Annotated in this window: 23 protein-coding genes and 1 pseudogene; 13 read left to right on the forward strand and 11 right to left on the reverse strand. The window is 43.0% G+C overall.

Annotated elements, in window-relative coordinates; genetic code table 11:
- Positions 1-150: 150 nt before the first annotated feature.
- Positions 151-858, forward strand: coding sequence for a response regulator transcription factor (locus NIES593_RS03545; RefSeq protein ID WP_073598265.1), 708 nt, complete (start codon positions 151-153; stop codon positions 856-858).
- A gap of 209 nt (positions 859-1,067) precedes the next feature.
- Here the strand turns inward: NIES593_RS03545 and NIES593_RS03550 are convergent, their stop codons facing one another.
- The 4 genes and pseudogenes from NIES593_RS03550 to NIES593_RS03565 form a co-directional block, all read right to left on the reverse strand.
- Positions 1,068-3,599 carry a sigma 54-interacting transcriptional regulator gene (locus tag NIES593_RS03550; RefSeq protein ID WP_073598266.1) on the reverse strand — a complete coding sequence of 844 codons (2,532 nt, stop codon included), beginning with the start codon at positions 3,597-3,599 and terminating at the stop codon, positions 1,068-1,070.
- A gap of 99 nt (positions 3,600-3,698) precedes the next feature.
- Positions 3,699-3,782, reverse strand: a pseudogene (locus NIES593_RS25430) (VOC family protein); the annotation flags it as partial.
- 40 nt (positions 3,783-3,822) lie between these two features.
- A complete protein-coding gene (locus NIES593_RS03560; protein WP_073598267.1) occupies positions 3,823-5,064 on the reverse strand; it encodes a glycosyltransferase in 1,242 nt (413 codons plus the stop codon).
- Positions 5,065-5,081: 17 nt separating this feature from the next.
- Positions 5,082-6,017 carry a Vgb family protein gene (locus NIES593_RS03565; protein WP_073598268.1) on the reverse strand — a complete coding sequence of 312 codons (936 nt, stop codon included), beginning with the start codon at positions 6,015-6,017 and terminating at the stop codon, positions 5,082-5,084.
- Between the two features lie 272 nt (positions 6,018-6,289).
- Here NIES593_RS03565 and NIES593_RS03570 point away from each other — a divergent pair, with 272 nt between their 5' ends.
- The 3 genes from NIES593_RS03570 (at position 6,290) to NIES593_RS03580 (ending at position 8,817) form a co-directional block, all read left to right on the forward strand.
- Entirely contained in the window at positions 6,290-6,856 is a 567-nt protein-coding gene (locus tag NIES593_RS03570) for a photosystem I assembly protein Ycf4 (RefSeq protein WP_073598269.1), read from the forward strand.
- Between the two features lie 46 nt (positions 6,857-6,902).
- Complete coding sequence (locus tag NIES593_RS03575; protein ID WP_073598270.1) at positions 6,903-7,586, forward strand: peptidylprolyl isomerase; 684 nt, start codon at positions 6,903-6,905, stop codon at positions 7,584-7,586.
- A 97-nt stretch (positions 7,587-7,683) separates the two neighbouring features.
- The gene (locus tag NIES593_RS03580; RefSeq protein WP_073598271.1) at positions 7,684-8,817 is read left to right on the forward strand and encodes a beta-ketoacyl-ACP synthase; all 1,134 of its coding nucleotides are present in this window, start codon (positions 7,684-7,686) and stop codon (positions 8,815-8,817) included.
- A 186-nt stretch (positions 8,818-9,003) separates the two neighbouring features.
- Here NIES593_RS03580 and NIES593_RS03585 read toward each other — a convergent pair whose 3' ends face one another.
- The 3 genes from NIES593_RS03585 to NIES593_RS03595 form a co-directional block, all read right to left on the reverse strand.
- Positions 9,004-9,765, reverse strand: coding sequence for a glycosyltransferase family 25 protein (locus NIES593_RS03585; RefSeq protein ID WP_073598272.1), 762 nt, complete (start codon positions 9,763-9,765; stop codon positions 9,004-9,006).
- 289 nt (positions 9,766-10,054) lie between these two features.
- Positions 10,055-10,873, reverse strand: coding sequence for a tetratricopeptide repeat protein (locus NIES593_RS03590; protein WP_073598273.1), 819 nt, complete (start codon positions 10,871-10,873; stop codon positions 10,055-10,057).
- 83 nt (positions 10,874-10,956) lie between these two features.
- Positions 10,957-11,133 carry a twin-arginine translocase TatA/TatE family subunit gene (locus NIES593_RS03595; RefSeq protein ID WP_073598274.1) on the reverse strand — a complete coding sequence of 59 codons (177 nt, stop codon included), beginning with the start codon at positions 11,131-11,133 and terminating at the stop codon, positions 10,957-10,959.
- 146 nt (positions 11,134-11,279) lie between these two features.
- Here NIES593_RS03595 and NIES593_RS03600 point away from each other — a divergent pair, with 146 nt between their 5' ends.
- On the forward strand, positions 11,280-12,038 hold the full coding sequence (locus tag NIES593_RS03600; protein ID WP_073598352.1) for a phycocyanobilin:ferredoxin oxidoreductase: 759 nt from the start codon (positions 11,280-11,282) through the stop codon (positions 12,036-12,038).
- Between the two features lie 58 nt (positions 12,039-12,096).
- Here NIES593_RS03600 and NIES593_RS03605 read toward each other — a convergent pair whose 3' ends face one another.
- Positions 12,097-12,654, reverse strand: coding sequence for a zinc ribbon domain-containing protein (locus NIES593_RS03605; RefSeq protein ID WP_073598275.1), 558 nt, complete (start codon positions 12,652-12,654; stop codon positions 12,097-12,099).
- 262 nt (positions 12,655-12,916) lie between these two features.
- Between NIES593_RS03605 and NIES593_RS03610 the strand changes: the two genes are divergently transcribed.
- On the forward strand, positions 12,917-13,576 hold the full coding sequence (locus NIES593_RS03610; protein ID WP_073598276.1) for a hypothetical protein: 660 nt from the start codon (positions 12,917-12,919) through the stop codon (positions 13,574-13,576).
- Between the two features lie 290 nt (positions 13,577-13,866).
- Here the strand turns inward: NIES593_RS03610 and NIES593_RS03615 are convergent, their stop codons facing one another.
- Positions 13,867-14,559, reverse strand: coding sequence for a manganese catalase family protein (locus NIES593_RS03615; protein WP_073598277.1), 693 nt, complete (start codon positions 14,557-14,559; stop codon positions 13,867-13,869).
- A gap of 476 nt (positions 14,560-15,035) precedes the next feature.
- On the opposite strand from NIES593_RS03615, the gene NIES593_RS03620 reads away from it, so the two are divergent.
- Together NIES593_RS03620 and NIES593_RS03625 are read left to right on the forward strand one after the other, a co-directional pair.
- Positions 15,036-15,521 (forward strand): orange carotenoid protein N-terminal domain-containing protein, encoded by a 486-nt coding sequence (locus tag NIES593_RS03620; protein WP_073598353.1) that lies wholly within the window; start codon positions 15,036-15,038, stop codon positions 15,519-15,521.
- A 131-nt stretch (positions 15,522-15,652) separates the two neighbouring features.
- Positions 15,653-16,525: an SDH family Clp fold serine proteinase gene (locus tag NIES593_RS03625; RefSeq protein ID WP_073598278.1), complete on the forward strand. Its 873-nt coding sequence runs from the start codon at positions 15,653-15,655 to the stop codon at positions 16,523-16,525.
- A 263-nt stretch (positions 16,526-16,788) separates the two neighbouring features.
- On the opposite strand, the gene NIES593_RS03630 is transcribed toward NIES593_RS03625, so the two are convergent.
- On the reverse strand, positions 16,789-17,061 hold the full coding sequence (locus NIES593_RS03630; RefSeq protein ID WP_073598279.1) for a GlsB/YeaQ/YmgE family stress response membrane protein: 273 nt from the start codon (positions 17,059-17,061) through the stop codon (positions 16,789-16,791).
- A gap of 577 nt (positions 17,062-17,638) precedes the next feature.
- On the opposite strand from NIES593_RS03630, the gene NIES593_RS03635 reads away from it, so the two are divergent.
- From NIES593_RS03635 to NIES593_RS03650, 4 genes are all read left to right on the forward strand, one after another.
- Positions 17,639-17,875 carry a hypothetical protein gene (locus tag NIES593_RS03635; RefSeq protein ID WP_073598280.1) on the forward strand — a complete coding sequence of 79 codons (237 nt, stop codon included), beginning with the start codon at positions 17,639-17,641 and terminating at the stop codon, positions 17,873-17,875.
- A 34-nt stretch (positions 17,876-17,909) separates the two neighbouring features.
- Complete coding sequence (locus tag NIES593_RS03640) at positions 17,910-18,623, forward strand: rhomboid family intramembrane serine protease (RefSeq protein ID WP_073598281.1); 714 nt, start codon at positions 17,910-17,912, stop codon at positions 18,621-18,623.
- A 66-nt stretch (positions 18,624-18,689) separates the two neighbouring features.
- The gene (locus tag NIES593_RS03645) at positions 18,690-19,658 is read left to right on the forward strand and encodes a YegS/Rv2252/BmrU family lipid kinase (protein WP_073598282.1); all 969 of its coding nucleotides are present in this window, start codon (positions 18,690-18,692) and stop codon (positions 19,656-19,658) included.
- 174 nt (positions 19,659-19,832) lie between these two features.
- On the forward strand, positions 19,833-20,708 hold the full coding sequence (locus NIES593_RS03650) for a YihY/virulence factor BrkB family protein (RefSeq protein ID WP_073598283.1): 876 nt from the start codon (positions 19,833-19,835) through the stop codon (positions 20,706-20,708).
- A 24-nt stretch (positions 20,709-20,732) separates the two neighbouring features.
- Here NIES593_RS03650 and NIES593_RS03655 read toward each other — a convergent pair whose 3' ends face one another.
- The gene (locus NIES593_RS03655) at positions 20,733-21,392 is read right to left on the reverse strand and encodes a Fe2+-dependent dioxygenase (protein ID WP_073598284.1); all 660 of its coding nucleotides are present in this window, start codon (positions 21,390-21,392) and stop codon (positions 20,733-20,735) included.
- A gap of 152 nt (positions 21,393-21,544) precedes the next feature.
- Here NIES593_RS03655 and NIES593_RS03660 point away from each other — a divergent pair, with 152 nt between their 5' ends.
- Positions 21,545-21,772 carry a hypothetical protein gene (locus NIES593_RS03660; RefSeq protein WP_073598285.1) on the forward strand — a complete coding sequence of 76 codons (228 nt, stop codon included), beginning with the start codon at positions 21,545-21,547 and terminating at the stop codon, positions 21,770-21,772.
- The last annotated feature ends 82 nt before the right edge of the window (positions 21,773-21,854 follow it).

Consider the following 21,854-nt stretch of genomic DNA (forward strand, 5'->3'; position numbering starts at 1 on the left):
GTAACGAATCAGAAATCGGTTGATGCTTCAGCTCATCCCTACTTCAGTCAGGAAACCCTTTCAGATTTCTTTTCCTAGCCTGCGATCGCCCTTTACTAGCGAGATCGCGCTGGGTTAACTAAATTAGCCTTGGGAAACAATCGCACAACCATGTCCTATCAGATTTTAATCGTTGAAGACGAACCAGAAATCGCGCGGCTCATCGAATTTGCCCTGACAAGAGAAGGCTTTTCTACCTGCCACTGCGCCAATGGATTATCAGCCCTACAGGTATTTAAAGAGCAGCAACCGGATGTTATCGTGCTCGACTTAATGCTGCCCGGTTTAGATGGATTGGCAGTTTGCGATCGCATTCGTCAGATGTCCAATCTAAAAGACCCCTATATTTTGATGCTGACTGCCAAGGGAGAAAAAATTGACCGAGTCAATGGCTTGGGCGCTGGCGCAGACGATTATTTAATCAAGCCATTTAGCCTACCAGAATTAGTGGCGAGAATTCGCTCCCTGCTGAAGCGCAGCCTCCGCCAGCAGCAAGATTTAGTCTACCGCACCCAACATTTTGAGGTGAATGTCGATCGCTGCACGGCTTCTCAAAATCTCGATTCGGGAATCGGGCGATCGCTGGAATTAACGACGTTAGAATTCAAACTGCTCAGCACTTTGATGAGTCAACCCCGGCGAGTTTGGAATCGCACTCAGCTCGTCGATCGACTTTGGGGAAATGATTTTTTTGGCGACGAACGAGTCGTCGATACCCACGTTGCTCGGTTGCGCCAAAAAATTGAGTCAGATCCCACTAACCCCAAATATATTCAGACTATTGTCGGAATCGGCTATAAGTTTGAAGATAATCGCTAACTCAATATCCCACAATAATTTCCTACCTGCCAATTGCCAGTAACGCAGTGCATAAGTGCTGCACTAACAATAATTCAAAATTTTTCCTGGGCGAAAAACCATCACGCGGTTCTTTCCTGAAAAATAGAAGTTGCTCGATATTTTGGCATAGCACCACCCCTGATAAATTGCTCGAAATGGGATGCTACCCTGACGAATTTAAAATTATTTCAATATCCCACAATAATTTTCCACATGCCAATTGCCAGTAGCACAGTGCATAAATGCTGTGCTAACAATAATTTAAAAGGCTGACGAGCAATTTTTTGGGTCAAGATAACCGATAAAATAACGCCAGCAACTAATGCGGTTCCTTGCAAAAAAGCTATTACTGCTGGATGAGCAACTAAGATTGGCAATCCTTCGCCCGATAAACCAAACGTTGCAAAACTGACGGGTAATATTCTGCCTGCTTCTCCCAACAAAAGTCGCAGATAATGGGCTAAATTTCCAGCGAGAACTAAGGGTAAATATCCATAAGCCAACTCGACGAAACGGCGAGGCTTAATCTTTTGAGTCGCTTGATAAATTAATTGCATCACTCCATGGCCAACTAAGGGAATTAGTGCGGGCAAACTTAACACAACCACCGATACCCAAAAATGCGTCCAAAACTGCGTTAAATCTAAGTGCAATCCGAGTCTTTGTTGGATCTCTGGCAAGTGATGCAAAAAGACTACATCTAATAACAGCAACAGCAAGGCAACTTCATAACTTCGAGGAACGTGAGTCGTCCATAATTCAATACCTGGAGGACGCAAGTTAAACTCTACAGAACGATGGGGACAAGCCTTCAAACAAGTCATGCAGAGAACGCAATCTCGATTATCTTCTAATTGCGCTGGATGGGAATATAAAGGACAGCCATTTGTTTCCATTCCCTCGCCTTTTTGAGGACCTCCTTTGTAACATTGGTAGGTCGTACATTCAGCCGAACAAATTCCCTGTTGTGCCCGCAATTCTGTCATTGAAAGTTTGGCAAACATCCCATTCATACCGCCGATAGGACATAAATAACGACACCAAAAACGCCGTTCAAAAATAGTGGAGAAAATCATTGCTCCCGCCGTAATTAATAACAGTAAACAAGAAGACAGATAGGCAGTATTTTCTAAATCCCAAAGTTCTTCCCACAATAAAATCAGAGCAAATAAGCCAAATAAAAACCAGCCGCCCCATTTTTCTGCTGCTTGTCGGGGCCATTTTTTTAATTGGCGGGGAAACAACCATAAAGAGAGTTTTTGGGTGACTTCGCCATAAATCATGAACGGGCAGATCGCACACCAAAACCGTCCAAAAAAAGGAAAAACCATTAATACTAAGGGCCACCACCACGCCCAAAATAAATTGAGGGCAAAGTTTTGCGATCGCGTTTGCGGTCCAACAAATAAAATGACGTTAAGGAGAGCAAAAGCCGTTAAAGTAAAGCCATAATTAATGCGATCGGGCCACCAAGAACTTCGGAGAAATTGACGCAAGGCTGGATAAGCATTTAAAAGATTCAAACGAAATTGTTTTTTCTTACCTTGAGAGGGCCAGATAACTTCTTCGGTAATATCTGCGCATCCTTGTAATTGAACGATCGCCCGTTCGATTAAATTAGCTAATTCCCTTAAATTGTTCGGAAAATCATAGGCTTGTAGCCGTCGTAATGCTTCTGGTACGATGCGGCTTTTTTTCATTCCTTTCGCACGACAGATAAGACTGATATAGTAATTAGTTAAATCTTCTAAATCGCCTTTACGAACTCGCAACGGCGGAACTTTGATTAAACTGCCAACCCAAGACGCGATCGCCGTAATATTTTTTTCAGAGATAATAATTATTCGCGCCTGAGAAGTTTTTTTCTCGGCTAAAGATTCTCCCGGACGAGTAACGGGAATATAAGTATTTGTTTGCAATAATTCTGCAATTGATTGGAGTAATTCTGAGGGAAGTTCCTGAATATTATTTAAAATGAGGGTTCCTTCTCCTACTGCTTCGAGTAAGCCCATTTTTCCGCCCGCACGACCGAGTAAATCTGCACCGCTAGCTTGTAGGGTAGAACAGTTAATTTTAATAATTGGTTTGCGGCGATAGGAAGAACTAAAATGAATGAGCGCGGCAATATTATCTTTTTCTAATCCCGGTTCGCCAAAAATAAGAACCGATTGCCGACTTTCTGAAGCTTGTTTGATTTGCAAGCGCAGTCGCACGGCATAGGAACTTTTGCCAATAATTCCTCGTTTTGCTTTAGTAACGAGATAGGGTCGCAAAATTATTTGGCGTTCTTGTTCAAAACTTAATTGAGAGGATAATTGTTCGAGTTCTCGCGCGAGTTGTTGCGAAAAAGTTGGTGTAATTTCGGGATATTGCTCGATTAATTCTTGAAATTTTTGGGCGCTAAGAAACCAAAATTCACATTCAGTCAGCGTAACGATCTTATCTCGAACAGGTTGCTTTAAGATTAGCGCTTGCAAGTTAATAACCGTTCCAGGTAATAAACCCAAATTTCGCAAGCGATCGCTCTTATTTTCACTTTCTAAACAACCCGAACGCAAGATATAAAGTCCGTCGGCAGGAGTTTCTTCCTCAACTAGACGTTGGTTAGCCGATACGACTCGTTCTTCTAAAATCGGTGCAATTGCTTCGATGACATTGGGAGCCAAAATACTTAAAGCTGTCCGTTCTTGCAACCATGTTATTAAGCTGGGAATAGTCATAGTTAGCTTTCCGATTTAATCTTGCTTTTATTCTATTTTCAAAGAGAGCGCGATCGCCAAGAGAAAAACTAATATTAAATTTGCTATAGAAAAATTTAGTTAAATATATTCGGAAACTTCTATAAGATTGCAGTCGGGGTCGCGAAGATAAATAAAGCGGATCTTACCTGTTGCTCCTGTCCGTTAGACTATTCCTTCTTCTAAAGAAATTACAAATTATAAATCATGAATTATTTTGTTGCCTTGCAGCTATTTTTTCTTCCCAGATTTGAAGTAAATTCTTAACAGCATTATCCCAACTATACTCGACAATATAATCTCTTCCCCTTGCCCCCATAATTTTTCGTAAATTAGGATCGTCGATTAATTGCTTAAGCTTCTTGGTAAAATCATCGCAATTCTGCGGTTCATACAAAAACCCATTCCAACCATCTTGAATACTATCTGATATTCCTCCCGCACGCGGCGCGATCGCGGGAATTCCAGCAGCAAATGCTTCTAAAATAGTTAATCCTTTAGTTTCTTTCTCAGAAGTTGTTATATGAATATCGCAATTAACTAAAAGAGCAGGTACATCCTCATGAGGAATTCTTCCTAAAAAGTAAAGATTTGGCGTTAGCTTGCCTAATTGTTTGGCAATTTCATCTCGCATCGAACCATCACCAGCAATAATAACCGCAATATTTTTAAAATCGACTTTATTTGCCATCTCGAACCAAGCATTTATTGTAAATTTCCATCCTTTATCTGGTGTCAAACGTCCTAAAAAAACAAGCTTTACTTTTTGTGCAATATCTGATATATTATAGCGGTCCTCAAAAAACTGTTCGCGACGAAGATCGCGGTTAAATTGTGCCAGATCGATACCAAGAAAACTTCCCCGTACAACATTCTTAATGCCCATTCGAGAGAGTTTTTGAGCGGTGATGCTGCTAGAAACTAGAGTGGCATCGTATTGGTTATAAATCCAAGCCAGAGGCAATTGAAATATCCATTTCAGGATAATATCTAACCAAGCAGGCGTACTAAAATAATCTTTTCCATACTCTAAAAAATTTGTATGAAAAAAACTGATGCAGGGAAGATGATTTTTTTTAGCAAAATCTACTCCAGGCGTTTTTAAAAACCCAACAAATAACCTCTCTGGTTCGTCAACGTGAATAATGTCTGGCTGAAATTCATGTAACTTTTCCAAAACGATTTGATAAGATTGTTTAGTGACATTGCGTTCGAAATTTAGTCCCATTAAAGAATTGCTGGGAAGGTTGATTACCTTGACTCCCGGCAAAATATTACCCGTATATTTTCTCCAATTGGGATAGATTTTTTCGAGAGAAGAATAGTCGGGACAGAGCAATAAAACTTGATGTCCATCTTTACTGAGTCGATAAATTCTGTTAATTAAAGTGACCGTTACGCCATCGACAACAGGAAAAAATCCAGAACTAATAATGGCAATTTTCATCTTGTAGTTAATCAATTTTATTCGCCAACACCGATCGCGAGATCTTCGACATTCGATCCATCTAAATTAGCGCGTTGAATCTTACGGGTTTCGCGATCGCTCCAGTACATTTTCCCTCTAGAAATATCGAGGGCAATTCCATGGGGACTTTTGAGTCCGTTAGGATTGCGACTGACCAAAATTTCCATCGGCGTTCCCTTGAAAGTCGCTCGCGCGATCGCATCAGTTTCTTCGTCAGTCCAGTAAATTTTATTATTAGTAAGATCGAGAGCGATTTCTCTGGGATTATTAAGTCCAGACAAGACAATTTCTGTATTCGTTCCATCCAAATTTGCTCGCTGAATCATCTTCGTTTCTGCGTCAATCCAATACATTTTGCCTCTTTTAATATCGAGAGCAATATCTCTTGGATTTTTTACATTGGTTGTTGTTAAGAATTCAACTCGGTTTCCATCTAGATCGGCTCGTAAAATTCTTGGGGGATTGGAGTTAAGCCAATACATCTTAGCGTTAACATAATCGATCGCAATACCTTCAGGATTTTCCAGCCCTTCCATCTCTCCAGAGACTAAAATTTCGATCCGACTTCCATCTCGTAAGCTTGCTCGTTGAATTTTATTGCGACCTCTGTCAGTCCAGTAGATTTTGCCCCGTCTAAGATCGAGAGCAATATCTCTCGGATTTTCTAATCCTGTCATGACCACAGTTTCGGCATTACTTCCGTCCAAGTTTGCTCGTTGAACTTGCTTGCCTTCTCCATCGATCCAGTACATTTTGCGATTGATGGGATCGACAGCGATGCTCAGGGGACTCTTTAAATTTGCGACTGGAAATGCTGCAATTAGGGAAGTTGCCTTTGAATGCGTCAAGTTGCGATCGCTGCTTAAGGCACCCCCGGCAACGATACCTCCCAAAGCGATCGCGATCGATAAGCAGCAAAGATTTTTTTGCATATCACCACTCCACAAGAGCTTTTATCTATCTAATTGGATAAATTTTATGGCTCTGGTGCAAAAACTCACCCAAATCTCGCAAATAAATTTAAATTGAATCGGCTATTGGTTATTAGTTAGTGGTTAGTAGTGATTGGTTTCTAATTCCGACTTCCCCAACTCCCAGTCCCCCAGTCTCAGAAGTCCCCATTCCCCCACTCCCCGATCGCCAAAAACAAGTAAAATTCAGAAGGATATTTATTTAGATTTCGCTAAAGCTCACTTGTTGGAATATGGCAGCACAGGCAAAAGCACAAGATAGCACCATCCTGCGTCAAGAGGTGTTAGGTTCTCGCCGACTGAGTAACTACTGGTGGGCGATCGTTGCCGCCGTCGGCGGTGTAGGTTTTCTTTTAGCAGGACTTTCTAGCTATTTAAAAGTTAACCTTCTCATCGTGAGCGATACGAGAGGATTGCAGTTTGTCCCCCAAGGAGTGGCATTGTTGTTTTATGGGGTAGCGGGTTCTCTAGTCAGTTTGTATATGTGGTTGATGATTCTATGGAATGTTGGCGGAGGTTATAACGAATTCAATAAAGAAACGGGCAAATTCAAAATTTTTCGTTGGGGATTTCCCGGAAAAAACCGACGCATTGAAATAGAATGCCCCATAGCAGACGTTCAGTCAGTCAAAGCAGATATTAAGGAAGGAATCAATCCCAAACGGGCACTGTACCTGCGCGTCAAGCAACGCAGAGATATCCCTCTAACTCGCGTCGGACAGCCTATCGCCTTGTCAGAGTTAGAAAATCAGGGAGCAGAACTCGCTCGTTTCTTGGGTGTTCCTTTAGAAGGATTGTAGTAATTCAAGTTATTTTTAGAAGAAGTTACCTTTCACAAGATTTAACATGGAAAAGTCTATTCAGTACTGGTTGAAATCGCTGCTGACGATTGTTTTTGTATGCGGTTTAGTGCTGACTGGATGCTCGACACCAGAAGCAAATTCTCTCAATATGGATAATTACGTACCCAGACTCGAAGGAAAAGCTACCGTTGAAATGACGGTGAACGGTTCGCCCATCACTATCGAAGTCGATGGCAACAATGCCCCCATCACGGCAGGTAATTTTGTCGATTTGGTCGATCGCGGCGTTTATAATGGTTTGATCTTTCATCGAGTCGTCAACGAACCCGAACCCTTTGTCGCGCAAGGCGGCGATCCCAGAGGCAATGGCACTGGCGGGTTTATCGATCCCAATACCAAGCAAGAGCGAACGATTCCTTTGGAGATCAAGCTGCAAGGAGAAGAAAAACCGCTTTACAGCAAGGCAGTGGGCAGACAATCCGGGTATGCATCGCCTAAAGTCGTATTGAATCACAAGCGCGGTGCGATCGCGATGGCACGCTCCCAAATGCCAGACTCTGCTTCGTCTCAGTTTTACTTTGCGCTATCGGATCTAGGATTTCTCGACGGCGATTATGCGGTATTCGGTTACGTCACTAGCGGCATGGAAGTAGTTGACAATATCAAACAAGGCGATCGCATCGAATCCGCTAAAGTAGTCTCTGGATTGGAAAACCTGAAAAAATAGTGCATGGTTAGTGGTTAGTTTAAGTGCATGGTTAGTGGTTAGTTTAGTAGATAGCTAGGATAACTACCCATTAACCACTAATTCATAACAAACCGTCGTGGATGTTGTCGTAACTGGAATTGGGTTGCTTTGCTGTTTGGGATCTCTAAGCGAAAGTTGGCAGAATTTACTGGCACGGCGATCGGGAATTAAACTCCAGCGCCCTTTTCCAGAACTTCCCACCTATCCGTTAGGACTAATCGGGAAATCGCCAACCCGATTAACGAAGCTGACTCAACTCGTCCTATCAGCCGTTCTAGAGGATGCGCGACTAACCACCCCTTTGCCAGACTGCGGAGTCGTTCTTGGTTCCAGTCGCGGTTGTCAGGCAGCCTGGGAGCAATACGCGAGTCAATTGCACGGGGATAGAGATTCGCTACAGCTAGAAAATTGGTTAGAAACGCTACCAAACCAAGGCGCGATCGCGGCGGCGCGTCAGATAGGAACGACGGCGATCGTACTAGCGCCAATGGCAGCTTGCGCCACGGGAATTTGGGCGATCGCGCAAGCTTTTGAACTGATTCAACAAGGGAAATATCAGCGCGTTATTGCCGGAGCAATAGAAGCTCCCGTAACGCCACTGACGCTAGCGGGATTTCAGCAAATGGGCGCTCTGGCAGCGACGGGTTGCTATCCTTTTGACAAGCATCGGGAAGGCTTGGTTTTAGGAGAAGGTGCAGCAATATTGGTGCTGGAGTCAGCCGAATTAGCGTTGAGTCGCGGCGCATCCATCTACGGTCAGATTTTGGGGTTTGGTTTGACTTGCGATGCAACTCATATCAGTGCGCCTTCAATAGATAATCGCAGCGCAACCATAGCCGTCAAAGATTGTCTAGAGCGCAGTCATTTATTGCCTGCCGAGATAGATTATATTCACGCTCACGGAACCAGCACCAAACTTAACGATGCAAGAGAAGCTAGTCTGATTGAGTCTTTATTTCCTCATCGCGTCGCTGTAAGTTCGACCAAAGGAGCTACGGGTCATACACTAGGAGCATCTGGGGCAATTGGGGCGGCTTTTTGTTTAATGGCACTGAAGCGCCAGGAATTCCCTCCTTGCGTGGGGGTGAAAGAATCGGAGTTTGAGTTGAATTTAGTCACTGCGCCGCATCGGGGAGAGATTCGGCGGGCGATGTGTTTTAGTTTTGGGTTTGGGGGTCAAAATGCAGTCATAGCACTGGGAAAATTTTAGCGATGCTCGCAGGAATTATACCAATTCGCCGATGCTTCCCCACTTCGTGGGAGTCCGCGTCGGTTCGCAATTAAGCAACTCTGGGTGTAAGGCTTTTTCCTTCGAGCATCTGTAGCGTTCTTTTTTAGAGATAGTATTATCGGCAAATTATACGATCGCTTTAAGAATGGTATGAGATTGTCTTCCTTAAGGTTTGCGACGCTTCGTTTGCTTGAGAAAAGAAAAATTCTTTAGCATCCCTACCAAACCTATCTCTCTAGCAACTCTTGCCAGAAAACGTAAAATCGGCAGGCGATCGAACCAGCTTGGAGTAATATCGCTACGCGAACTTCGCTGACCGCCAAAACTTGGAACGGCAATTAGCCTAACAACGTCGGGATTCTGCCACCGAAAAAAATTGTAAGCCCCATCTGGAGACATCGGACCTCCTTCGGGATGTCCCGCAGGTCGCTGTAGCAATGCTTCAAAGAAATCGATTAATCGACCCAATACCTTACCATTAACTCCATAGAATTGAGCGCCAATCATTTCTCCAGAAAAAGGTTGCAGTATAGGAAGAGAAACTTCTCTAGCGCTAGCGATTGATTCGATGCCATAGCCAAAATGAACAATGTCCCAATCTCTTACCATTAATTCTGCGATTAAGAGATCTTCATACTTTTTAAAATCTTCTGATAACTCTAGATCGTCTTCTATAATCAGAACATTGTTTAACCCCTGTTCTCTTGCTTGCTTGAGAACGTTTAAATGGCTTAGAAATGCTCCCCTATATCCAATCGACCGAAAAGAACCAGCGCTATCCGGTCTAATTGCCGCAAATAGTTCGACCTTTTCGGACAGAAAAGATATTCCTGCCTGGTTAAGTTCCTTTTCTATAGCTTTGCGTCGATCGACTCTGTAAGGCAAATTTATGACGTAAATGCGATCGAAGAACTCTAAAAACTTCATCTAGCCCTCTTGTTTTTGACTGACCCTGTAATTCGCGATTAACCAATCCTATGTGTCGAAGTTTTTTATGATTGAATCGGACAGTTTGCTTGCTCGGATTGCTGCCCAATTAAGTCAAATAAGATAATCGCACTTTTGATAGATAGCAATAAAGGATATGTCATTGATAATCCATTATAAGGTCGAGCGATCGCTAACTGGTTATTAGAGCTTGACTCAATTTAAAGCCCTGCTTTTCTCCGTGTAATTAACTCGGCTCTTACTAAGAGAAAAGCTATTTAAGGTCAACCTAATACAGTGCCATCATTAATTCTTGTTGATATTGTTTGGTCAAGGGATGGTCGAGTCCTAATAAATTAAAAAGAGACACCATCGCTTTTCTAGCTCCATCATTTCTGTATTGACGGTTTTCTTGAACGATTTGTAACAAGAGTTGGAATGCCCCTTCGTAGTCCTCAGATAACGCCAAACGAGCAGCACTAGCAAATAATCGATCTAATTCGCTATCCCCTGGATTGTCAGCCGCTTGTTTGAGTTGAATCAAGGTTTGAATTGCCTGAGCTTTGGGGTAGAATGCTCGATTATCCTCTCCAATCGTTTGTGCTATCCTTTCTGCGTCTTGCAGTTGCCCGATTCGTAACAAAAAACGCGCTGCTTCGATAGCTACACGGGGATTTTCGGAATATTGGGCCAACAAATTGTCGAATATCTGTTTTGCACCTCGAAAGTCCTGAGAAGCGATCGCGTCTTTAGCTTTTTCTAATCCCAAGTCTAATTCTGACTTGAGATTGAGCCTATCGAGCAAGTCTCGCAATTGGGCTTCTGAAAGGGCACCAACGAATCCGGGGTACACTTCTCCCTTGAGGGCAATTCTTACGTCCGGGACGCCTTCGATGCCATACCGATTAGCTAAATCTTGATTTTTGTCAATATCGACTTTTGCCAGGATAAAATCATACTCCCTAGCCAGCTTCTCTAAAACTGGTTTCAATAACTGACAAGGACCGCACCAAGTCGCAAAAAAATCGATTAAAACGGGTTTAGTATAAGATGGCTCGATAACTTCGCTATCGAAGTTACTACTATTAACCTCAACCGAATATCCCATATGCAAGGCAAAAGTAAAAAGGAAAAATTCTGTCGTGACAAGACTTTTAGTACAAAAGCAAGTTACATTATCTCATAGCTCGATTAATCCTCTTCCTTGTCTTCGCTAGAAGAAATTTCCTGGGTTTTACCGACCTCTTCCTTGAAACCGCGTAAAGTTTTGCCTATGGCGCTACCGAGTTCTGGAATTTTTTTCGGACCTAAGATAATTAGCGCAACGATCGCAATAATAGCCACTTCGGGCCACCCCAATCCAAACATAATCAGTCTCTCCTATAGTTATAGTTAATTTATGTCTTAATCGATATGGATAGCGATCGGTCTCGGTATATCTTTTTATAGAGATACCTTTTATTTAGCAGATTTGTTCGATCCTATCGCACTCTGGCAAGGCTTGAATGCTTGGAATGTTAGAAACTTTGAAATCCTCTATTGGCGAACGACAACACCCCCTTATTCGTCAGCTAGCTGACCTGATTCTGTCCTCTTGGCAAAAGTATCTCGACTTATCTCCTTACGAATTGCCAGAGGACTTAGGCTACGTCGAAGGAAAACTGGAAGGGGAAAAACTGGTCATTGAAAATCGCTGCTTTCAGACCCCTCAGTTTCGCAAAATGCACCTAGAACTGGCAAAAGTGGGCAGAAATCTGGATATTTTGCACTGCGTCATGTTTCCCAAACCAGAATATGCTCTGCCCATGTTTGGCTGCGATATCGTAGCGGGAGGGGGTGAAGTCAGTGCTGCGATCGCGGACTTATCCCCAACTAACCCGGAACGGATCCTCCCTCGAGCCTATCAAAGTGCTTTACAAGCTTTACCCAGCCCTCAATTTGCTCAGCCTCGTCCTCTCCCAACTTGGGGAGATATTTTCTCGGAGTTTTGTCTGTTTATTCGTCCGAGTAACCAAGAGGAAGAAACCCAATTTCTCGCTCGCGTTGAGAGTTTCTTAGAGATTCATTGCACTCAAGCAATCCAATCGCAACCCGTTCCTCCCCAACAACAAGCGTTATATTCTGCCGGACAGCGCTACTATTGCACCAAGCAACAGAAAAACGATAAAACTCGACGAGTTCTGGAGAAAGCGTTTGGTTCTGAGTGGGCAGAGAAGTACATGACGTTAGTATTGTTCGATCTGCCTGCCGAGGAAGAGGAAGCCCAATGCTGATGTTAACTTAGTGTTGGCATTGATGGGAAAATAAATGCCAACATTAAGCTAGAAGTAGCTAACCGAGGTGATGACCGCAACTCGAACAAAAGCGATCGCTCGGTTCGACAGGTGCGCCGCATTGACTGCAAAAGCGTCGATTGACTTGAGTTTGAGTTGTCGAACCCATACGCATTTCCATATTGCCCATCCGCATTTGCATGGGGTTCGCGCTCATCTCCATATCCCCCATTTTCATGGGTTCCATAGGTTTGATGGGTTCCATCGGCTTCATCGGTTGCATCGATGGCATCGAAAAACTAGAGGATACTGACGTACTAGAAACCTGCTGCCCTTGCATCCATTGACCGCCGCCACCGGAGGAGCGACTGGTTACGCCGATGCTATTGCCTTGAATTTGGATGTAGTGTTCTCCCTGTGCGGTAGTAATTTTTATGACAGCACCATTGGGAGTTTGTAATAGTTCGGGAGGGGAAGTCCATTTTCCAGTTTGGACGCTACTGCTGGATTGTTGTTGCTGTCCCGGACCGCCGCTGCTGACGGTGACGACTGTCTGCCTACCTCGATCTTCGAGGTAGACTCGCTGACCCGTTCCTAGCTCGAATACATAAGCCATAATAGCCTCTTGAAAGAAAGCTCTCTATTTCTAGTGTAGGACGAGGGCGATCGGATAACGGACTTCTTAACCATTGTGTAATACCAATTGTAAAAATCTAACTCAAGATAGACGAAACAAAATAATTCGAGCTAGTCGTGTAATGACGCGATCGACTTGGTAATCATACACCTTTCTCAAGATAGGTGTAGTGGCTATAGGATTTACCTAAACTCGGAGTGTGAATCGTTCTAAGCATGATTAACCTAGGAGTAAATAACTTATGGTGGAATTCAGCAACGAATATCCTGGCGGCAGAGTTAGAGAAGAACGAGGTGGAGTTTCAGTTGTCGAATATCGCGATCGCGTTCGTTGGGGTCCAATTATGGCTGGACTGGCTATTGCTTTGGCTATTCAACTAATCTTGAGCGCTTTAGGAACGGCAGTAGGCGCAACTACTATTGCTACTTCAGGGGCACCTCGCACTCAAGCTGGCGATGTGGGAACTGTCGTTGGCATTTGGTCGATTATTAGTTTGTTGATCTCTCTGTTTCTGGGAGGATATATAACCAGCCGTGCTAGCGGGCCTCTCAATAAAGGGACTGCGCTTCTCAATGGTGCGATTCTTTGGGCAGCAAGTTTGATTATTGGTGCTTTCTTGATAGCGAGTGGAGTATCGGGTGCTTTTGGTGTTGTGGTTTCCAATGCCGGAGCAATCATCACTCAGGCACAACAAGGCGGTGCTGGTGCTCCCCTTCCAGCTCAAGCTCCCAATGTAACCGCAGAACAAGCGCGACAGATTGCCGATAGTATCGCGAAGACTAGTGGCTGGTTTGCCCTTGGTTCCCTTTTTGGTCTAGCTGCTGCATTAATTGGGTCTTCTGTCGGCATTCATCGCCATAGAACGATGACTCCAGAGGCAGTCGCCGAACGTAGAGTGTGAAAGAACAGGCAGGCGCTCAAACCAGAAAACAAGACGAAAGGTAGGATTAGAGAGCAAAATATTGTATATTTCTCTATTTAATAGCTCGGCTCTCAATTTTTCCTGATTTTTTATCTCTTATCGAGTTAAGTTAAGTCTGCCAGGAACTTAAGTTCCTGGCTAATAGCTTAAGTAGGGGACAAAGCGTTGCTTTGCGCCCCCTACTATGAGCATAGAAATCAATTTCTATGTTCGTTGGTGTATTGTATTGGGATTACAAAAACTGAATCGGATAGCTCGCTTTTCTGGAACTATACGCCTTTTTTCTGCATTGGGTCGGCGATATATCTGAAGTTTTCATCAGAATTCCAAGCTCCGCGCTCGTCCTGACCATTAGTAGATAAGTTGTAATAGATATCTACTGTTTCATCGGGCTGAACATTACCAAAGAAGGGGTCGGTTAACTTACCCATTGAATCGAGTGCTTTCATGAACATATTAGTATGAGAAATCTCGCGAGTCAGCAAATGTACCAGTACCTCTTTTGTATTTTGGTCTGGCGCTAGTTTAATCAGAGCTTCATAAGTTTGACGCGCTCCTGCTTCAGCAGCAAGGTTAGCCCGCAAATCGCGCACGACATCGCCACCTTCATTTATATAACTGGCAGTCCAAGCAGCACCTTGAGAGTCTAAAAAATGCGGTCCCTGACCGCGCACGGCAAACAAAGTACTTTTGAAAGCTTCGGTTTGGTCAGCATTCTTTGTATGTGCTTCGATGAGTTTGCCAACCATTTCCAAATGACTAAACTCTTCCACCGCAATATCTTGAAGCATGTCTTTGATACCGGGATGTTCGACATGAAAAGACTGTACCCAATACTGTAAAGCAGCAGTTAGTTCTCCGGTTGCTCCTCCAAATTGTTCTAATAAAAATTGAGCAAAACGAGGATTGGGTTCATCAATTTTTACTGGTGTTACAATTAATTCTTTTTTATGAAAAAACATTGCTTATTTATCCTCCTGTCTATTTTTTTAAAGTTTTATTCGGTTGGCAATTGCTCCCTATATAATTTAGCTTCTTGGATACCGTAAAACTTATCTCTAAAGACATAGCTTTGAAATGCAAATCTAAAAAATAAAGATCCAATTTCTAACTAAAGTAGTATGTCTGATAGCGATCGCTTTGCCAAGCTCATCACTTTCACTTCGTAATTAGGGAGAACGCTGCATGTCCTATAATTAGCGATCGTCGATCGGTTATCGATCGAGAGCAAATTATCTTCATTACTATCTAAAGCCAGAATTCAGAGTTTGGGCAATAGACTTTAAAAAATCGGAAAATCTGGAGATAAAAATAAAATCAATCATTGGATGTATTTATTTAAAAAAAAAATTAACCATTTATGTCTTTTGATTGTCATAAAAAATCGCTGATTATTTTACAGTTTTATTAGCAAAAATTGAAAGCGATTGGAGGAAACATTGTGGTATCTGCTAACCTAGATCCCAATTTGCAAGAAGCTCTCAAAACTTTTAGCGAGTTAAGTGTTGATGATAAACTCGCCCTTTTATGGTTTGTTTATACCAAAATGGGCGATTCTATAACGCCTGCTGCTCCGGTAACTGCTGGCCAAGACATTGCTGAGGGACTATATAACCAGGTTAAACAACTCTCTCATCAAGAACAATTAGAAGTGCAACGCAATCTGTTTGCGGGAAAAGATAGCCTGATTTCGCGCGAGTATGGCTCTTTGAGCGAGAACACAAAATTACTGTTTTGGTATCGTCTCGCTCAAGGCATGGAAGACGCAACAATCGTACCAATGCCAGAAAGCTACGAACTCAATAGCAATGCACAGCAATTGTTGTCGCAATTAGAAGCAATGGAATTTCAGCAGCAAATTACTTTCTCGCGCGAATCTGTCTCAGCAGCAGGAAGCGAGCCAAAAGTAGGTGCGGCTATATAGTTCAAAACTTTTCTAGTGTGGGTAATCCCCACACTATAGTGTTAAATAATTCAAAAATAATTTTCGATCTAGGTAAAGCGAGATTAGTTTTAACTTAAAGTAAATTTTTATTAGCTTTTGATTGACACATCATGAATTTTAACTTTTTTGATTTATTTTGGATTTTTTTGGTAATCTCGTCTTTACAACCATTATGGCAACGCCGTCAGCTAGAATTTCGGCGGATTCGAGCCTTACAAGAATTTGAGCAAAGGCGTAAAAGTCGAGTAATTCTGCTAATCCACCGACAAGAATCGATTAGTTTGTTAGGAATTCCCCTGTCGCGCTATATTTCAATTGAAGATTCCGAACAAGTACTGCGGGCAATTCGCCTTACGCCGCCAGATGTTCCCATCGACCTAATTTTGCACACTCCTGGCGGATTGGTGTTAGCAACAGAACAGATCGCTCGCGCTTTGATTCGCCATCCCGCTAAAGTTACCGTCTTTGTTCCTCACTACGCCATGAGTGGGGGTACGATGTTAGCCTTAGCCGCAGATGAAATTGTCATGGATGCGAATGCGGTTCTCGGGCCCGTCGATCCTCAATTAGGCAATATGGCAGCTGCAAGTATTCTTTCTGTGATCGATAAGAAGCCGATTGACAAAATTGACGATGAGACTCTAATGATGGCAGATTTAGCCCAAAAAGCCATCAATCAGGTACAGCGTTTTGTCCGAACCCTACTTAAGGACGAGATCCCCAGTCAGAAAATTGCTCCTGAAAACATTGAAAAAATTGTAGATGCTCTCACCAGCGGACGTATTACCCATGACTGTCCAATAACTGTCGAAGAAGCTTCTTCACTCGGTCTGCCAGTTACCGTTAGCCTGCCCAAATCGATATACGACTTGATGGAATTATATCCCCAACCTCCAGAAAGACGACCGTCGGTGCAGTACATTCCCATGCCGTATAGACGCTATCCTACTCTACCCGAAAGTACCAGAAAACCAAGATCTTAGTTAAAATTGACAGGCAATTATTCTAGATCCTCGTGAATTTTTTTTCATTTCTGCCAGCACGGAAATCCAAAGCTCGATAATGTTAATTAACTTCTTTAAATTGAAGTTATTCATTGGACTTTATTGGACTTTATTTAACTCTATTTTGGAGAGAGTTAGCGCTATTTTATCGTGTTTTATTTTGTAAAATTTTTCACTGCGATCGCGCTAACTCTACATCTTGCTAGTTTGAGTTTGAATTGCTTAATTTTCTTTTTCAATTGTTAAAGCGAGCTAGAACGAGTGATTTGCTGCCAGATAAAGATAGCAATAATCGCGCCTAAAACAGCTAATGCTATTCCTGGAATACTTAGAGAAGCTGCGGTTAACGCAAAAGTTCCCGTCTCAAAAAATACGGCTAAAGTACCGCCAATTAGAGCGCCAATTATTCCCAGAACCATAGTACCAAGAATTCCCCCGCCTTGATGACCGGGATAAATCGCTTTAGCAATAGCACCTGCTATTAGTCCTAAAACAATCCAAGCAATAATGTTCATATTATTTTCCTAAAAAAGTTTTTCTTGGTCTAACTCTAACTTGTTGAAGAAAAAATTACCTATATCCTAAGATATAAATCGAGTTTTCTAAATTTTAAATTTAGGTTTAAAAATGATGTTTATTGCTTAGCTTCGTTAAGCGATCGCTATCGCGAAGTTTCTTTGCACCCTTTAATAAAGAAAATATTGTTAAGAATTTGACGAACAATTAGATAGCAATCCTAGATGATTTGCAAGCATCTTGTTCGCTTGTAAGCAAATAGCGAGCAAGATGCTCGCACTGCCTAAACCTCTCGTCATTAATCTAGGACTGCTATAGTTTAATTTCACCTGTATTTTATATCGATAATTCTCTCAGGACTATTCGATACAGAATTTAAATCTCTGAACATCTATCTTTCTGTCTATAGTTAGAAGGGTGTACTTTAAAAATTTACTGGCGATTTTTAGTCGATTAAAAACTTAACTAAAGATAGATAAATATCCAACTTCAATCGAAGTAACCTAAGACTAGAGAAAAACGTCAATAAGTAGACAAACTCTCGAATTTTAAGTTATTTTTTAGGAGGAAAATCTCATGATTAAAGAAATGGCTTGGCTGCCTATGCAAGAAAACAAAGAAGAAATGGCATTGCATTTACGCACCACTCCCAATCGACCATGGAAACCTTATACATCCTTTCCAGAATATGCCGTTCCAGACCACCCCATCCCCGGAGGCTCGAAGGGATATGCAACTTTTCAAAAACTAAGACTCCAGGGCTGGAATTTACTTTCGACTCGCCAAGCAAGTCGATTAAATTATTATGCTTAAATGCATAGAATAATACTTAGATAGGAAAAAAATTATGGTGCCGTTAAGAGATGAGAACCCCAGTCGCATTACTCCTTATGTCACTTATGGGCTAATCGCTATCAATATTCTCGTATTTGTCTACGAGCTTAGTTTGACCGATTTCCAGCTCGCTCAATTTTTTGAATTGTTTGCCGTAGTTCCGAAAGAACTAACAGCTAGTTTTAGTGGCATTCCCGTCAATCAACCCGTACCAGAACCGCTAACTTTAGTGACCTCGCAATTTATCCATGCCGGATTTGTCCATATTGGTTTTAATATGTTGTTTTTATGGATTTTTGGCAACAACGTCGAAGAAGCACTAGGTAGCTTAAAATATCTAGTTTTTTATTTAACTTGTGGGATATTAGCTTCTTTAACTCAGTGGTTCTTCTCGGCCCAATCTCCAATTCCTTCACTAGGTGCCAGCGGAGCGATCGCGGGCGTTATGGGGGCTTATATTCTCAAGTTTCCTACCGCTAGGGTTGTCACCTTAATTCCGCTGGGCTTATTTTGGACAACTGTTAGAATTCCCGCCGTTTTTTTCCTCGGTTTTTGGTTTTTACAACAAGCCTTCAATAGCTTGGCTAGCTTCGATGTCAGAGCGCACATCGGCATGGAAAGCGGCGGCGTTGCCTATTGGGCGCACGCTGGAGGGTTTGTCTTCGGGGCTATCCTGGGTCCTCTATTGGGATTATTGTCCGATCGCGCCGAATCTTATACTCACTAGGATCGCGGCGATCGCTATTTCAAAAGAAAATTGAGAACTTTAAATTGTTGAAGAAGTATTGATAATATGACTCGTAAAGCTTGCCTTATATTTAATCCCGTGGCTGGTCAAAGCGATCCAAACCAGGATTTAGAAACAATTAAAGTGCTTTTGTCACCTGAATTTGACCTAGATATTCAGATAACCTCACAAGAAGTCGATGCTGACGAACTGGCCCAAAAAGCTGTAGAACGAGGTGTTGAAGTGATAATAGCGGCAGGGGGTGACGGCACCCTGTCAGCTGCCGCCGCTGCCACAGTGGGAACCGATATTCCCCTGGGTGCGATTTCTCGCGGTACTGCCAATGCCTTCGCTGCGGCTTTGAATCTTCCGAGTACGATTGAAGCAGCTTGTCGGGCAATTTTAACGGGAAAAACGAAAAAAGTAGATGCAGCTATATGCAACGGTAAGGCAATGGTATTACTTGCCGGAGTTGGATTTGAAGCAGAAACGGTCGAAAATACCTCGCGGCAGTTAAAAAATCGTTGGGGAATGCTGGCTTATGTAATGGCTGGAGTGCAACAGTTAAGTCAGCTTGAGGCTTTTGAGGTAGAAATCGAAACTGACGACAAGATTATTCGCTCTCCCGCCGTTAATGCTGTAACTGTGGCTAATGCGGCACCGCCAACCTCGATTTTAGCTCAAGGACCGGCAGGAATTATCTACGATGACGGGCTGTTGGATGTTACCATCGTCGCAGTCGAAAAATGGACTGATGCGATCGCGACATCTTATCATCTTTTACAAACGGGCAGAAGTGGTGATGCGGCTAGCCTCGATAAAATTGGCTATCTCAGAACTAAACGGGTAAAAATAACAACTCAGCCACCCCAGAAAGTCGTCTTAGATGGAGAAATTATCGGTACGACTCCGATTGAAGTTGAGTGTGTCCCTGACGGTTTAACCATTTGCATTCCCGAAACTCTAGCAGAAGAACCATCTGAAAAACTAGAGGGATTGCCCGGAGTAGAGGTAGAGATGAAGTCAGATACTTGAAAAATCTATGATTGAAGTTGGTATACTCAGATCTTTTGGTTCGCTCTCGCTACGCTCAACATGACGAAGTACTTTTCAGGTTCTGTCGCTCACTTGGCGGAGTACCTTGCACATTCTCTACTTTGGGGACAACCTGCTAGGAAGAAAAATTATTAGACTATCTGTGGATTTGGCATGAAACTCCGTTCCCTTTTTAAACTATTGCAAGAGACTTTTCAGGAATGGCAAAAGGACAAAGCATCTCAATTAGCCGCAGCTCTAGCATATTACACGGTTTTCTCGATCGCGCCGCTATTAATTATCGCGATCGCGATTGCGGGTTCTATTTTCGGTCGAGAAGCTGCCAGAGGGGAGATTTTCACTCAACTTCAAGAACTCCTTGGTAGCAAGGGGGCACAAGTCATTCAGAGTGCGATCGACAATGCCAATCAGCCCGATCTTAAAAGTTTTGCCTCTTTAATTAGTGTAGCCATTCTTTTATTGGGAGCTTCGGGCGTTTTTGCCGCACTTCAAGATTCTCTCAATCAGATTTGGAATGTCAAACCCAAGCCAGAACAAGGAATTTTGCCGATCGTCAGAAAACGCCTCCTATCTTTTGCAATGGTGCTTGCGATCGGCTTTTTACTGCTATTATCTTTGATTGTCAGTGCAGCACTGGCTGCCCTGAGCCATTTTGGACCCAGTTTTTTACTGGGTTTTGACTTTCTTTGGCAAATTTTAAATTTTCTCATCTCTTTTGGCTTTGTTTCGTTTCTGTTTGCTTTGATCTACAAATATCTCCCAGATGTAAAAATTACTTGGCGAGATGTTTCGGTAGGAGCAATAATTACTGCTTTGCTCTTTACTATCGGCAAGCACTTACTAGGACTCTATTTAGGTAATAGCAGTTTTGGTTCGACCTATGGTGCTGCCGGTTCTTTGGTGGTTTTCTTGGTTTGGGTATATTATTCTTCCCAAATTCTCCTATTTGGGGCAGAATTTACCCAGGTCTATGCCAGAAGGTATGGTTCGCAAATTCGACCAAACCGACACGCTCAGTTGTCACAATGACAATTCAGATCGCTGTTTTGGTCGTCAATCGGCCCACTTACGCAACAAGTTAGAATGGGTTTTTGAGAGTAAGTCAAATTCGAGGGTTTTCCCCTCCTTCGCGAATATAGATCGACGCACCGTATCCAACTCAAAGAGGATTTCCCGTTCTGAGGGATCGCGCACCAAACTTTGAATCCAGCCGACGGCAACCAACCTCGCCCCTTCGGTTACGGGTTCTACTCGATGAAGCATCGAAGATGGATAGACAATTGCCGAACCTGCTTCTAGTTTATAACTGCGATCGCCGTCCATCGTTGCAACGACTAACTCGCCACCGGAATAAGTATTCGGAGAACTGAGAAAGAGCGTAAATGAGACATCCGAACGCCACTTGCCCATAAAGGCATTATCGGTATGGCTGCCGTAGGACATTCCTTTTTCGTAGCGGCTAAACAGAATTGAGTGAATAATTTTCGGCAGGACGGCAGTTTTTAGTAAAAGATTGCGCTCTAGGGCTGCCTTAACCAGATCTGTCAGCTCTACAGACCGTTCGGAAGTTTTTTCCAATTGTATATTGTTTTTGACGAGCTTAGCATGCCAACCTGCGGTCGTTTTTCCATCCACAAAGTTAGCTTGAGATAAACTCTCAACAACAAATTGGAGTTCTTCTGGGGTAAGAATGTTATCGATAGCCAGAATCATTATACAGAGAAAGAGAGAAAAATATCACCTAAAGCTTGACCATGGTATGCTTGACAAGCTTTATCAATTAGAAGTAATCTTACCGTTTAAGTTAAAGAAAATACAGCCTGCTATGCTAGCGAACTTCAGGAGACTAATTGAGGAGGAAGACTATGAATTCTAAGGCAGTCAGCTTGTTTCTCGCCGTTACCTTAGCGACTACTCTCGGTGCTTGTGGTGGCGCTCAAAACACCGAAGGTGGCGAAGCTGGTAAAGAAACGACTCAACCTACACAACAAGCGCCTGCTAGTCCTGCTGGTGAGGCAGATGAAGGCGGTGAAGGCGGCGAAGGCGGCGAAGGCGGCGAAGGTGATGAAGGCGGCGAAGGTGGCGAAGGCTAGAGGACAATAGAAAAAGCCGTGTCAGAGATGTAGAGACATGGTATGCCATGTCCCTACTGACTCTTTAATGGATTGCAGATAC

The sequence above is a fragment of the Hydrococcus rivularis NIES-593 genome, assembly GCF_001904635.1.
Lineage (GTDB): Bacteria > Cyanobacteriota > Cyanobacteriia > Cyanobacteriales > Microcystaceae > Hydrococcus > Hydrococcus rivularis.

Bases quoted from the DNA above. Each gene is read 5' to 3' on its own strand.
- NIES593_RS03545 (WP_073598265.1), top strand. From the start codon at position 151: ATGTCCTATCAGATTTTAATCGTTGAAGACGAACCAGAAATCGCGCGG.
- NIES593_RS03550 (WP_073598266.1), bottom strand. From the start codon at position 3,599: ATGACTATTCCCAGCTTAATAACATGGTTGCAAGAACGGACAGCTTTA.
- NIES593_RS03560 (WP_073598267.1), bottom strand. From the start codon at position 5,064: ATGAAAATTGCCATTATTAGTTCTGGATTTTTTCCTGTTGTCGATGGC.
- NIES593_RS03565 (WP_073598268.1), bottom strand. From the start codon at position 6,017: ATGCAAAAAAATCTTTGCTGCTTATCGATCGCGATCGCTTTGGGAGGT.
- NIES593_RS03570 (WP_073598269.1), top strand. From the start codon at position 6,290: ATGGCAGCACAGGCAAAAGCACAAGATAGCACCATCCTGCGTCAAGAG.
- NIES593_RS03575 (WP_073598270.1), top strand. From the start codon at position 6,903: ATGGAAAAGTCTATTCAGTACTGGTTGAAATCGCTGCTGACGATTGTT.
- NIES593_RS03585 (WP_073598272.1), bottom strand. From the start codon at position 9,765: ATGAAGTTTTTAGAGTTCTTCGATCGCATTTACGTCATAAATTTGCCT.
- NIES593_RS03590 (WP_073598273.1), bottom strand. From the start codon at position 10,873: ATGGGATATTCGGTTGAGGTTAATAGTAGTAACTTCGATAGCGAAGTT.
- NIES593_RS03595 (WP_073598274.1), bottom strand. From the start codon at position 11,133: ATGTTTGGATTGGGGTGGCCCGAAGTGGCTATTATTGCGATCGTTGCG.
- NIES593_RS03600 (WP_073598352.1), top strand. From the start codon at position 11,280: ATGTTAGAAACTTTGAAATCCTCTATTGGCGAACGACAACACCCCCTT.
- NIES593_RS03605 (WP_073598275.1), bottom strand. From the start codon at position 12,654: ATGGCTTATGTATTCGAGCTAGGAACGGGTCAGCGAGTCTACCTCGAA.
- NIES593_RS03610 (WP_073598276.1), top strand. From the start codon at position 12,917: ATGGTGGAATTCAGCAACGAATATCCTGGCGGCAGAGTTAGAGAAGAA.
- NIES593_RS03615 (WP_073598277.1), bottom strand. From the start codon at position 14,559: ATGTTTTTTCATAAAAAAGAATTAATTGTAACACCAGTAAAAATTGAT.
- NIES593_RS03625 (WP_073598278.1), top strand. From the start codon at position 15,653: ATGAATTTTAACTTTTTTGATTTATTTTGGATTTTTTTGGTAATCTCG.
- NIES593_RS03630 (WP_073598279.1), bottom strand. From the start codon at position 17,061: ATGAACATTATTGCTTGGATTGTTTTAGGACTAATAGCAGGTGCTATT.
- NIES593_RS03635 (WP_073598280.1), top strand. From the start codon at position 17,639: ATGATTAAAGAAATGGCTTGGCTGCCTATGCAAGAAAACAAAGAAGAA.
- NIES593_RS03640 (WP_073598281.1), top strand. From the start codon at position 17,910: ATGGTGCCGTTAAGAGATGAGAACCCCAGTCGCATTACTCCTTATGTC.
- NIES593_RS03645 (WP_073598282.1), top strand. From the start codon at position 18,690: ATGACTCGTAAAGCTTGCCTTATATTTAATCCCGTGGCTGGTCAAAGC.
- NIES593_RS03650 (WP_073598283.1), top strand. From the start codon at position 19,833: ATGAAACTCCGTTCCCTTTTTAAACTATTGCAAGAGACTTTTCAGGAA.
- NIES593_RS03655 (WP_073598284.1), bottom strand. From the start codon at position 21,392: ATGATTCTGGCTATCGATAACATTCTTACCCCAGAAGAACTCCAATTT.
- NIES593_RS03660 (WP_073598285.1), top strand. From the start codon at position 21,545: ATGAATTCTAAGGCAGTCAGCTTGTTTCTCGCCGTTACCTTAGCGACT.